This is a genomic window from Sphingomonas sp. BT-65 (assembly GCF_026107375.2).
Classification (GTDB): Bacteria; Pseudomonadota; Alphaproteobacteria; order Sphingomonadales; family Sphingomonadaceae; genus Sphingomonas.
Genome location: NZ_JAPCIA010000003.1, coordinates 216,481 through 229,477, shown reverse-complemented (window position 1 = coordinate 229,477; position 12,997 = coordinate 216,481). Strand labels below are relative to the sequence as shown.

Here is a 12,997-nt window from a genome sequence, read left to right as displayed (position 1 = left end):
GGATATGTTTACGCCGAACGAGGCGCTAGACAAGCCCAATTAATCAGATAAATGTACCACGATGCCGCAGCAACTGGCTGCGCAAGGAGGGGATATCGCGTGACGAGTCTATCGCAAATCGATCTGATCGTGGTGATCGTCTACGCCATCGGCATTTTCGGCCTGGCGCAATGGGTCAGCCGCGAGAAGGCCGGGCACGCCAAGGACACCTCCGACTACTTCCTCGCGTCGAAATCGCTTCCCTGGTGGGCGATCGGCGCGTCGCTCATCGCCGCGAACATCTCGGCCGAGCAGATCGTCGGCATGTCGGGCTCGGGCTATGCGATCGGCCTCGCCATTGCCTCTTATGAATGGATGGCGGCGCTCACGCTGCTGATTGTCGGCAAATATTTCCTGCCGATCTTCCTCAAGAACGAAATCTACACGATGCCGCAGTTCCTGGAGCAGCGGTTCGGGCCGACCATCCGCACCGTGATGGCGGTGTTCTGGCTGGCGCTCTACATCTTCGTCAACCTGACCTCGATCCTGTGGCTCGGCTCGATCGCGGTGACTCAAGTCGCCGGCATCAACCAGGACGTCGCGCTGTTCGGGCTCGGCGCTTTCGCGCTGATCTATCAGCTGCGTGGCGGGCTCAAGGCAGTCGCGCTGACCGACATCGTCCAGGTAACCCTGCTGGTGCTCGGCGGACTCGTCATCTCCTACCTGACGCTGAGCAAGATCGGCGGCGATGCGGGCGTGATCGGCGGCTTCTCGCGCCTCACCACCGAATTGCCCGAGAAGTTCGACATGATCCTCTCGCCCGACAATCCCTTCTACAAGGACCTGCCGGGCCTGTCGGTGCTGATCGGCGGCATGTGGATCGCCAATCTCAGCTATTGGGGCTTCAACCAGTACATCATCCAGCGCGCGCTCGCCGCGAAGAGCCTGTCCGAGGCGCAGAAGGGCGTGGTGTTCGCCGCCTTCCTCAAGCTGCTGATGCCGGTGATCATCGTGCTGCCGGGCATCGCCGCGGTGATCCTGGCGCCCGATCTCGCCAAGCCCGACCAGGCCTATCCGACGATGATGGGGCTGTTGCCGGTCGGCCTGCTCGGCCTTGTCTTCGCGGCGCTGGTCGCGGCGATCATCGCCTCGACCGCATCGAAGATCAATTCGATCGCAACGATCTTCACGCTCGATCTCTACGCCAAGGCGATGGGCGTGCAGAGCCGCGCGCAAGACGCCGGCGGCAACGCCGATCTCACCACGGCGCATGAAAAGCAGCTGGTGCTGGTCGGCCGCATCACCGCCGTCGTCGCGACCCTGCTCGCGATCTTCACCGCGCGCCCGCTGCTCGGCAGCCTCGACCAGGCATTCCAGTATATCCAGGAATTCTCGGGCTTCGTGACCCCAGGCATCACCGTCATCTTCCTGCTCGGCCTGTTCTGGCCGCGCGCGACCGAGGCGGGCGCGCTGACCGGCGCGGTCGCATCGGTGCTGCTGAGCTTCCTGTTCTGGTTCCCTGCCGACCAGGGCGGCATCGCCGCGCTCAACGCCGTGCCGTTCATGAACCGCATGCTGATCGTGTTCTTCATCAGCCTCGCCCTCGCGGTGGTCGTCTCGCTCGCCCGCCCGGCGCGCGCCGACAGCAACCGCATCACGATGCAAGGCGTGTCGTTCGGCACGACCACCGGCTTCAACGTCGCCGGCGTGATCGTCATCCTGATCCTGATCGCGCTCTACGCGACATGGTGGTGAGGCAAGGCCAGCCCTTCCTCGCGGTCGACTGGGGTACCACCAACCGCCGAGTGTACAGGCTCGAGAACGGCGTGGTCGTGCGCACCGAGCGCGACGACCGCGGCGTCACCGCCGTCTCCGACTTCGCCGGCGAGGCGGTGGCGATCCGCGAGCGGTTCGGCGATCTGCCGATGCTGCTCGCCGGAATGGTCGGATCGAATATCGGCTGGCAGACGGCGCCCTACGTCCCGGCCCCCGCCGGGATCGCCGAGCTGGCAGCGAATCTGCTGCGCATCGACGAACGCACCGCGATCGTTCCCGGTGTCTCCACCCTGGCGAACGGCCGTCCCGATGTGATGCGCGGCGAGGAAGTGCAGCTGCTCGGCGCGGTCGCCGCCGGGCTGGTCCCGCCCGACGCGCTGCTCGCCCAGCCCGGCACGCATTGCAAATGGGCCGAGATGCAGGGCGGCCGCGTCGCCGGATTCACCACCGCGATGACCGGCGAACTCTTTGCCTTGCTGCGCGGTCACGGCCTGCTCGCCGCGCAGCTTCATGGCGAGGTGACCGCCAACGCTGCGTTCCGTGACGGCGTCGAAGAGGGCAAGCGCCGTGACCTCGCCGCATCGCTATTCGGCATCCGCGCCGCCAAGATGCTCGGCACACGCGACGATGCCGACGCCGCCGCCTTCGCCAGCGGCCTGCTGATCGGCAGCGACGTCGCCGCACGGCTCGCGGAGTCGCTCCACGCCGAAATCTTCATCCTGTCGGGTCCGGAACTCGGCAACCTCTACATCGCCGCGATCGAGACGAACGGCCGCGCCGCGCGCCTGATCGACAGTCACGCCGCCTTCGTCGCCGGCATCCTCGCAATCGGGAACGCATGTTCATGAGCCACCTCGCCGCCTTCGACGCCGCCTTCGCAAAATGCCCGCTGATCGCGATCCTGCGCGGCGTGAAGCCGGACGAGGTCGAGGCGATCGGCGATGCACTGGTCGATGCCGGCTTCACGCTGATCGAGGTGCCGCTGAACTCGCCGAATCCGCTGGAGAGCATCGGACGGCTGACGAAACGGCTGCGCGATCGCGCGATGGTCGGCGCGGGAACCGTGCTGCGCGAAGCCGATGTCGCCGCCGTGGCGGACATGGACGGCACGCTGATCATCTCGCCCAACGCCAACTCCCGCGTCATCGCCGCCAGCGCCGCGCGCGGCCTCGTCTCGCTACCCGGGATCGCCACGCCGACCGAGGCGTTCGCCGCACTCGACGCCGGCGCGACCGCGCTCAAGCTCTTCCCCGCCGAGGCCGCGTCGCCTGTCGTGCTCAAGGCGATGCGCGCGGTGCTGCCGCCGGCGGTCCGCGTGCTGCCCGTCGGCGGGATCGCGCCCGACAACATGCAGCCCTGGCGCGATGCCGGCGCCGCGGGCTTCGGGTTGGGTTCCGCGCTCTACAAGCCGGGCTTCAGCGCGGAGCAGGTCGCCGAACGCGCCATGGCGTTCGTCAGCGCCCTGCAAGTCTAGCGTGACTCTGCTAGACCCGGCCGCATGAATACAGCGCTTGCAGCATCCGACATGTCGCCCGGGGCTATGGTGCAGATTCCCGGCGGCACCTTCACCATGGGATCGGAGCAATTCTATCCCGAGGAACGCCCGCTGCGCCGGGTCAAGGTCGACCCGTTCCGCATCGACGCGACGCCGGTGACCAACGCGCAGTTTGCGGCGTTCATCGCCGCCACCGGCTATCGCACGCTGGCCGAGATCGCGCCGGATCCGCGGCTGTACCCCGGGCTCGATCCGGCGCTCGCCATGGCCGGATCATCGGTCTTCACCAAGCCCACCATGCCCGTCCCGCTCGACGATCACACCAATTGGTGGGCGTTCGTGCCCGGTGCCGACTGGCGGCACCCGACCGGACCGGACAGCACGATCGACGGTCTGATGGACCACCCCGTGGTCCATGTCGCGTTCGAGGACGCGGAGGCCTATGCGAAATGGGCCGGCAAGGCGCTGCCGACCGAGGCGGAGTGGGAATTTGCCGCGCGCGGCGGGCTGGAGGGCAGCGAATATGCCTGGGGGGACGAGCTGGCGCCGGGCGGCGCGATCCTCGCCAACCATTGGCACGGCCTGTTTCCCTTCGCCTCGACCAAGGCGGACGGCAATTATCGCACCACCGCGGTCGGCGCCTTCCCGCCCAATGGCTACGGGCTGTCCGACATGATCGGCAATGTGTGGGAATGGACTCGCGACTGGTATGGCACCGGCACGCCGGCCAAGCCCAAGGGCAGCTGCTGCGTCGCCGCCAACCCGCGCGGCGCGACGCTGCGCGAAAGCCTCGACCCGGCAGCGCTCGAAGTGCCGATCGGACGCAAGGTGCTCAAGGGTGGGTCACATCTTTGCGCGGTCAATTATTGCCAGCGCTATCGACCGGCGGCGCGGCACCCGCAGCCGGTCGACACCGCGACGAGTCATATCGGCTTCCGCTGCATCGTCCGGGGCGGGTGACGCGTCCGAAGGCGCGCACAACGAGCAACAACAGGATCGCGCCGCAGCTGTGATGCGTCGTCCACGCATCGCGCGCGTCCCCTCCCGGGACCGCCCTCTCTCCGCCATCGCTTGATTCATCTGATAATTCTTATATATCTCTCAAGCGATAAATGGGGGAGGAAAATCATAATGCGAAATCGAGCGATCCTGGCGTGCACGACGCCCGCGCTGGGACTGATTGCGATGCCGTCGGTCGCCTTGGCGCAGGACGCGCCCGTAACCGTCGAGAGTGCGCCAGAAGATCCCGCCGTCCAGGAGGAGATCGTCGTCACGGCCATCCAGCGCAGCCTGGAAACCTCGCAAGCAATCAAGCAGGATTCCGATCAGATCGTCGACTCGATCGTCGCGGAGGACATCGGCAAGCTGCCCGACGTGACGGCGACTGAATCGCTCGCCCGCATCACCGGCGTGCAAGTGGAATTCGCGAACGGCACCGCGGCGGGAACGCGCGTTCGCGGGCTTCCCGACATCACAACCACCTATAACGGTCGTCAGCTCTTCACCGGCCAGGGCCGCGCCGTCGCGCTCCAGGATTTCCCGTCGAGCAGCATCGCCCGGCTGGACGTCTACAAGTCGGGCAGCGCCAACCTGCTCGAGCCCGGCATCGCCGGCCTGATTGACGTCCGCGCGCGCAAGCCGCTCGACTTCAAGGGCGATCGCATCGCCGGCGGCGTCAGCGGCGTGCACTGGCGCCAGTCGCAAAAGCTGGGCGTCGACGCCAATCTGCTGGTCAGCAAGCGCTGGGACACTGGCATTGGCGACATCGGCTTCCTCATCGAGGGCTCCTACACCGACATCAAGTTCATCGATTCCGCGCGCAACGTCGCCCAATCGATCCTCCGCCGCACCGATGTTCCAGGCTATGTCGGGACGGCGCTCCGCTACCCGTCGTTCGTCAACGTCAACTACAATTCGGCGGACCGGTTCCGGCCCTCGGTCGCAACCGCGCTGCAATGGCGCCCGAGCACCGAACTCGAGCTTTATGCCGATTTTCTGTTCCAGGGATATCGCAGCACGGGTAACGGCCGCAACTTCCAGGTCAATTCCGGGCAGGCGTCGACGCTGACGGACATCACGCTGATTCCGGGGACCAACCAGATCGACACGGCCACCGCCCGCGCGGGCGGCTTCGTGACCGGCGGTCAGAATGTCGTCGAGGGCAAGACCGACACCTATCAGGGCGGCGGCGGCTTCATCTGGAAGCGCGACGGGCTGCGCATCACCGGCGATATCGCGCTCACGGATTCGACCTTCACGCGCGACACGCTGGTGTTCAACTACAGCACCACGGCCCCCCAGCCCACGCGCGTCTATGATTTCGTCACCGACGAGGGGCCGGGCGGCGGCTCGGTCGTCGTGTCGGACATCAACCTCAACGATCCGGCGCGCTACCGCATGACCGGGCTCGGCGAGAATGGCGATCGCAGCCATGGCCGCGACGTCCAGGCCCGGCTCGATCTCGACTATCGCTTCGGTCAGCGCGGCCTCACGAACCTGCAGACAGGTGTCCGGTTCAACACCCGCGATTTCGACTTCGAAAACTACTCGGTCAGCGGTAACGCACCGGCCGGTCAGCTCTACACGCTGCTTCCGCTCCAATATTCTAGCGTTGCGCCCGGCTTCCGCGGTGACACCGTGCCGCTGACTCGCGTCTTCCTGACGCCGACGGTCGACAGCCTCACGGACAATGTCGTGGCGCTGCGCACCTTGGTCGGCTTCGCCAACCCTGGCGAACGCACGCCTTCGCAGCGGGTCTATTTCGGGAACGAGAAAGCCTATGCCGGCTATCTCCAGGGCCGCTACGCCATCGACTTGGGCGGCATGCTGATCGACGGTCTTGTCGGCGTCCGCGCGGTGCGGACCGAGAACCAGATCAATGGCTTCAATCGGGTAACAACCGGCGGCGTCACCACCGTGACCCCTGTGACGCAAACCAACAGCTATACCGATGTCCTGCCCAATTTCAGCGCCCGCCTGCACCTGACGCCAAAGCTGCAGCTGCGCCTGGCCTATACCGAGACGCGTACGCGTCCCGGCTTCGGCGATCTCAATCCATCGCTGACGATCGGCGCACCCTCGACGACCTGCAGCACCGATCCGAACGATCCCGAGTGCGTGCGGGTATCCTCGGGCGGCAATGCCGATCTCGAACCGATCCGGTCGCAGAATTACGACGCGTCGCTCGAATGGTATTTCTCGCGTAGCGGATCGCTGACCTTCGGTGCGTTCAACCGCGACGTCACGGGCTTCATCTCCGACTTCACCCAGGATGTCGAGGATGCCGAATTCGGCCGCCTGCGCGTGACCCGCCCGTTCAATGGCGGCGCAGGGCGCCTGCAGGGTTTCGAAGCCGCCTTCCGTACCTTCCTGCACTTCCCGGGGATTCCGGGCTGGGCGCGCAACTTCGGCGTGCTGGCGAACTACACCTATATCGATCACGAGTCCGAACTGCCCGAGGCGCTGGCGGCGACCTTGCCGGGCAAGCAACGGATTGCCGGCGTATCGAGCCACATCGCCAACGCATCGATCTTCTACGACAGCCGCTGGTTTTCCACCCGCCTCTCGTACAACTACCGGTCGGAGTTCGTGGTCGAGTATAACCGCGTGGCCGATCCGGCGCTCGGCACCAACGTGCTGGGTCCGACGCTGCCAGTGGTCGAAGACGGCCGCGGCACGATCGATCTCAACGGGACGATCGATCCGACCGAGAACATCACGCTCTCGTTCAGCGTCAACAACCTGCTCGGCTCGGCGGCGACCAATCATCGCCAGTTCAATGCCGAAGGTCAGATCTATCCCTGGCAGACACGCTTCCTCGAGACCATCTACCGCCTCGGCGTGCGTTTCCGCTTCTGACACGAGGTTCGGGAGCGGGCTGACTCCGCTTCCCCGTCATTCCGGGCCCGCGATCATCGCATGATCGCGGGCCCGACGGATTCGAATGGCCGATGCGCGGCCGTCGTTTCGATTTCGAGACGCGCAAGAACGGCTAAGGTGTGAGGTGCGGTGTCGCTGCCGAGCGTGAATAGGGGCGCGCGACCGGCGCCTTGCCCCAAGCGGCGTCAGGTTTTGCCTGCATGGTAAAGCGCAGCGTGCCGCCGCTGCGGATCTCGGCGTCCGATATCCAACTACGGGCCAGCGGCCTGCCGTTCAGCTCGACCTTGCCGACATAGGGGTTGGCATCGGAAAGGCCCGCCGTCTCGATCGTGAAGCGCTTTCCGCCGGGCAGCTTGAGCACCGCGCGATCGACGAACGGCCGGCCGATCACATATTGGTTCGATCCCGGCGCGACCGGGTAGAAGCCAAGCCCGGTGAAGACGAGCCACGCCGACATCTGCCCCAGATCGTCATTGCCCGAAAGGCCATCGGGGGTCGGCTTGTACTGGCTGTCGACGATCTGCTTCAGCCGCTCCTGTGTGCGCCACGGCGCGCCGGCATAAACGTAGAGATAGGCGACGTGATGGCTCGGCTCGTTGCCGTGGATATATTGGCCAATGAGCCCGGCGATATCCTCGGCATGGCTGTAATCGAGTTTCGAGATGTCATAGTCGAACATCGCGTCGAGCTTGGCGATCGCCTTCGCATCGCCGCCGAGGATGCGGAAGAGCGCAGCCTGATCCTGCGGCACGAACCAGCTATATTGCCAGGCATTGCCCTCGGTATAGTCCGAGCCATAGTTGATCGCGGTGGGGTCGAACGGCGTGCGGAAGCTGCCGTCCGCCTTGCGCGCACGCAGCCAGCCGGTCTTGGCGTCGAAGCTGTTCCGCCAGTAACCGGCGCGCTTGTAGAAGCGGGCGGCGACGTCCTTGCGCCCCATCTTCTCGGCCATCCGCGCGATGGTCCAGTCGTCATAGGCGTATTCGACGGTTTTCGACGCCGCTTCGGGCTCGCGGTCGATCGCGACATAGCCGAGCTTCATATAGTCGCCGAGCCCACCATAGGGGGCATATTCGGCGCTCGCGACCATTGCCTCCAACGCCTCTTCGGCATCGAAATCGCCCACGCCCTTGAGATAAGCATCCGCGATCACCGGAACCGCATGATAGCCGATCATCGTCCAGGTCTCGCGGCCGTGGAATTGCCACACGGGCAGGATGCCATGCGGGCTGTGCCTGCGGCTCGCAAGAAGCGATTTGACGATATCGGTGTTGGTCTTGTCCGGCTGAACGAGCGTCAGCAACGGGTGCTGCGCACGGAACGTATCCCATAGCGAAAAGGTCGAGCGGAAGGTGAAGTCCTTCGCGGTGTGCACCTGATCGTCGGGCCCGCGATAGCGCCCGTCGACATCGCTCCATACGCTCGGCGCGAGCAGGCTGTGGTAGAGCGCGGTGTAGAGGTTCCTGCGCATCGGGGCGGGCGCCTCGATTTCGAGCGCGCCGAGCGCCTTGCGCCATTCACCCTCGGTACGCGCGCGAACGCTGTCGAAGTCAGCGCTTTCGGCATCGAGATTGGCGATCGCCCCCGCCTCGTCGACGCCCGACAGCGCGAGACGAACTTCGAGCGGGCCGCCCAACGCACCGAAATCGAGCCGCGCCTCGAGCGCCTTGCCGAGCTTTTCGGCGAGCGCATCGCTGCCGCGGCCGGGCGCCTGGAAACCCTTATAGGCGACCTTGTCATCGCGATCGAGAAAGGCATGGCTCTTGAGCGGCGCCGAGAAGCGCATCGCGAAGAAGAGCTTGCGCCCCGGTGCCCAGCCGCGCGTCTCGCGAAAGCCGGTGAGCGTGCCGTCGGGGCGCAGGTGCAACCCCGACCACAGGATCTTGCCCGGATAGTCGTAGAGCGACGAGCGGAGGTCGAGCAGCAGATGCGCCTCCTTGCCCGCAGGGAAGGTGTAGCGATGAACACCGACGCGCGTGCCCGCGGTGAGCTCGGCGCGGACGCCGCTGTCCGCCAGCGTGACGGCATAATAGCCGGGGCTCGCCTTTTCGGTCGCGTGATCGAAGCGCTGGCGATACCCCGAACCGGGCTGCTTGGGATCGCCCGGATCGAGCTTCACCTCACCCACCTGCGGCATGACGAGGATGTCGCCGAGGTCCGAATGGCCGGCGCCCGAGAAATGCGTGTGGCTGAACCCCTGGATCGTCGGGTCGTGATAGCTGTAGCCTGCGGCATGGTCGTAGCATTCGCGGATCTGGCAGGTCGCATCGGTGTCGGGCGATAGCTGCACCATGCCGAACGGCGCCGTGGCGCCGGGGAAGGTATGACCTTCCGGACCGGTCCCGATCATCGGATCGACGAAGCGCAACGGGTCCGGTGCCGATGACTGGGCAAGCGACTGAACCGGCAGGAGCGCGAGCAGCGCAGCGGCGGTCAGGCGTTTCATCGCATCCTTGTGCCGTCCGGTGCCGACGCTGTCCAACGGCGATGGGAAGGGCTTCGGCATCAGCGGCATGTCCCTTTCAAGCAGCGTCGACGCAATCCATCGCCAGCGCGATTGCACCAAGCGGCCCCGCCATCGTCCCGAGTTCCGGCGCGATGACATAGGCGCCGTCGCCGGGAACCCGCATATAGCCGGCAAGACTGGCCTCGAGCTTGGCGTTGATGCGCGGCAGCAGTTGCGGCTGGCCCGCAAGCACGCCACCGCCCATCGCGACGCGCATCGGCCCGGTGGTGCAGGCGAGCGCGTGAACCATCGACGCCAGCGTGTGCACGATCGGCTCCCAGACGGGATCGTCGGTCGCGACGTCCGCCAGGGGCCGGCCATTGAGTCGCGCGTTGAGCGCCGTGCCTGACGCCAGCCCCTCGACGCAATCCTCATGGAACCGGCAGACACTCGGCGTGCCGTCGCCCGCCAGGCGTGGCACCAGGATATGGCCGATCTCGCTATGGCTGAAGCCGCGGGTCGGTCTGCCATGGACGATCAGCCCGACACCGACGCCGGTGCCTACGGTGACATAAGCGAAATCGTCGAGGCCGCGGCCGCTGCCCCAGCGAATTTCGGCAAGCGCCGCGCCGTTGACGTCGGTGTCGAAACCGGTCGGCACCGGGAATGCCGATTTCAGCGGGCCGAGCAGATCGGCGCCCTCCCAGTCGGATTTGTTCGTCGCGCCGACCCGGCCATAGTCGGCTGCGCGGGGATCGACCGTGATCGGGCCGAAGGATGCGATGCCGAGACCGCGGAACCCATGCGCCCTGGTCCAGTCTTCGAGCACCCGCTGGATCGCCGGCAGTGTTTCCCACGGTGTGGTCGTGGGGATGACTTCCCGGTCGCGGATATCGTCCGGGCCCGTCGCAAGGATACAAACACATTTGGTGCCGCCGAGTTCGACGCCGGCGAACAGGCGCGGCGCGCCACGATAGTCAGCCATCAGGACCGTCCCCGCGAGGAACGGAGACGGGATCGGCAAGGCGGCGTTGGTACGCGACGATTCACGAGGGGCATCCAATCTTTTCTGACACTGTTGACGGCTCTAGCGGGGCGTTATGCCGAACGAGGGCGGCCGATCGGCCTTTGCGGTGCCGAACGGCGACGGGTTGGACCCCATCTCGAAGACGAGCTCGCCGCCGCGGATCAGGTCGGCATGGGCAATCCAGTTGCGGCTCCATGGCTTGCCGTTCCAGCGCACCGACTGGACATAGGGCCGGTCGGGGCCATTGCCTTCGGCGCGGATGGTGAGGGTCCTGCCCTTCCCCACCGTCACCTCGGCCAAATCGAACAGCGGCGATCCCAAGACATAGACGGCGCTCACCGGATCGACCGGGTAGAAGCCGAGCGCCGAGAGGATGAACCACGCGCTCATCTGGCCGCAATCGTCATTGCCGATCACGCCGTCGGGTTCGTTCTTGTACATCTCGGTGAGCAGGCGCCGGACCATCGCCTGCGTCTTCGCCGGTGCGCCGCAATAGGCGTACAGATAGGCGACGTGGTGGTTGGGCTCGTTGCCATGCGCATATTGCCCGACCAGCCCCGAAATGTCGGGCGGCGCATTGGCGGGCAGCGTCGACGGGGCATTGAACAACGCGTCGAGCTGTTTCTCGAACGCCGCATCGCCGCCGAAATGCTCGATCAGGCCATAGATGTCGTGCTGGTTGAGGAAGGTCGCCTGCCAGCCATTCGCCTCGGTATAGTCGCGCCATTTCTTGACGTTGTGGCCGATCTGGATCGGATCATAGTCCTTCCACCAACTGCCGTCCTTGAAGCGCGGGCGGGCGAAGCGCGTTTCGGGATCGATGACGCCGCGATAGTTCTGCGCACGCTTGCGCAAGGCTGCGGCATCGTCCTTCGCGCCGACCGCGTCGGCGAGGTGCGCCATCGCCCAGTCGTCATAGGCATATTCCTGCGTCCGGCTGACCGACTCCCACACTTCGTCGCACGGGATGTAGCCGAGGTCGTAGTAGAAGCCGCGGCCAAGCGTGCTGTCGATATCCTTGAAATCGCGGTCGAAAGCGCGGCGGCGGATATTGGGCCAGGCGGCGGCATAATCGGCCTTGATCCCCTTGGCGTGCGCCTCGGCCAGCACCGAAACGGCGTGCCAGCCGATCATGCATGCGGTCTCGACGCCCTGCAGCGGCCAGACCAGCGGGCCGGCGGGGCTTTGCGCGGTCTGGCGGCAGAGGTCGCGCGTCAGCAGCGCCGCGCGGTCGGGATCGATCAGCGTCAGCAGCGGGTGGAGGGCACGGTAAGTGTCCCACAGCGAATAGGTGCTGAACGCCTCCTCGCCCTTCGCGGCATGGTGCACCTGCCGGTCCAGCCCGACATAGCGGCCGTCGCGATCGGTGAAGAGCGTCGGCGCGAGTTGCGCATGATAGAGCGCGCTCGCCATGATCACGCGCTGCGCCTCGGTTCCGCCCGACACGCGGATGCCGCCGAGCGCCTTTGCCCATGTGCCGCGCGCGGCCTTGACTACGGCGTCGAAGTCCCAGCCCTTCGCCTCCTGCGCCAGCGCGTCGCGCGCGCCCTGGACATCGACCGCCGAGAGTCCGGTCTTGATGAGAATGGGATCGCCACCGGCGTCATCGAAGAAGAACGCGGCCTTCAGCCGGTTGCCCTTGATCGATGTCGCGCCATCAGGCGCGGGCTTGCCGTCGTCGCCGAAGAATTGCACGCGGTCGGGCCGCCGCGACAGCTGCATCGCGAAATGGATATGCCGCCCTTTGGCCCAGCGGTTGACCTGGCGGCTGCCGGTCAGCGTGCCGTCGCCACCCAGATCGAGTGACGCATTCTCGACGACGATGCCCTTGTCCCAGTCATCCTCGATCGCGTGCGCGAAATCGATCAGGATATGCCCCGGCCCCTCCCCGAAGCGGTAGCGGTGCAGCCCGCAGCGTTCGGTGACGGTCAGCTCGGCAAGCACCCCGGTCTCGAGCTTCACACGGTAATAGCCGGGCTCGGCATGCTCGTCCGAGTAACGCTGGCGATAGCCCTCCTCCGGCTTCTCGATCGTTCCGGGCTGAAGCTTCAGCTCGCGCCGGGTCGGCACCACCAATATGTCGAGCATGTCGCCGATGCCGGTGCCCGACAAATGCGTATGGCTGAACCCCATGATCGAGCCATCCTTCTGGTGATAGCCCGAGCAGGCATCCCAGCCATGGGTGTTCGTGTCGGGGCTGAGCTGCGCCATCCCGAACGGCAGCGACGCGCCGGGGAAGGTATGACCGTGCCCCCCGGTGCCGATGAAGAGGTTGGGCCGGGCGGCCACAGTCCTGCCCGCCGATCGCGCAGAGCTGGCCGGAAACGTACCGGAGAGCGCGAGCAGGCCGGTGGTCGCGAGAAGCTGGCGGCGGCCGGTCCTGATCATCGAATCC

General features: G+C 65.9%; 8 protein-coding genes. 5 read left to right on the top strand and 3 right to left on the bottom strand.

Annotated features, from left to right (window positions below; translation table 11 throughout):
* Positions 1-99 precede the first annotated feature (99 nt).
* From OK349_RS19170 to OK349_RS19150, 5 genes are all read left to right on the top strand, one after another.
* Positions 100-1,734, top strand: a complete 1,635-nt coding sequence (locus OK349_RS19170; protein ID WP_265119521.1) for a sodium/sugar symporter — start codon at positions 100-102, stop codon at positions 1,732-1,734.
* Positions 1,725-2,603, top strand: a complete 879-nt coding sequence (locus OK349_RS19165) for a 2-dehydro-3-deoxygalactonokinase (protein WP_265119520.1) — start codon at positions 1,725-1,727, stop codon at positions 2,601-2,603. Before OK349_RS19170 ends, OK349_RS19165 begins: the two co-directional genes overlap by 10 nt.
* Positions 2,600-3,229 carry a 2-dehydro-3-deoxy-6-phosphogalactonate aldolase gene (locus OK349_RS19160; protein WP_265119579.1) on the top strand — a complete coding sequence of 210 codons (630 nt, stop codon included), beginning with the start codon at positions 2,600-2,602 and terminating at the stop codon, positions 3,227-3,229. Before OK349_RS19165 ends, OK349_RS19160 begins: the two co-directional genes overlap by 4 nt.
* 24 nt (positions 3,230-3,253) lie before the next feature.
* On the top strand, positions 3,254-4,210 hold the full coding sequence (locus OK349_RS19155) for a formylglycine-generating enzyme family protein (protein ID WP_372340587.1): 957 nt from the start codon (positions 3,254-3,256) through the stop codon (positions 4,208-4,210).
* Between the two features lie 171 nt (positions 4,211-4,381).
* Positions 4,382-7,108: a TonB-dependent receptor gene (locus OK349_RS19150; protein ID WP_265119519.1), complete on the top strand. Its 2,727-nt coding sequence runs from the start codon at positions 4,382-4,384 to the stop codon at positions 7,106-7,108.
* Between the two features lie 133 nt (positions 7,109-7,241).
* Here the strand turns inward: OK349_RS19150 and OK349_RS19145 are convergent, their stop codons facing one another.
* The 3 genes from OK349_RS19145 to OK349_RS19135 form a co-directional block, all read right to left on the bottom strand.
* On the bottom strand, positions 7,242-9,575 hold the full coding sequence (locus OK349_RS19145) for a GH92 family glycosyl hydrolase (RefSeq protein WP_372340590.1): 2,334 nt from the start codon (positions 9,573-9,575) through the stop codon (positions 7,242-7,244).
* A 76-nt stretch (positions 9,576-9,651) separates the two neighbouring features.
* Positions 9,652-10,560, bottom strand: a complete 909-nt coding sequence (locus OK349_RS19140) for an ROK family protein (RefSeq protein WP_265119517.1) — start codon at positions 10,558-10,560, stop codon at positions 9,652-9,654.
* A gap of 102 nt (positions 10,561-10,662) precedes the next feature.
* Positions 10,663-12,990: a GH92 family glycosyl hydrolase gene (locus tag OK349_RS19135; protein ID WP_265119516.1), complete on the bottom strand. Its 2,328-nt coding sequence runs from the start codon at positions 12,988-12,990 to the stop codon at positions 10,663-10,665.
* Positions 12,991-12,997 lie beyond the last annotated feature (7 nt).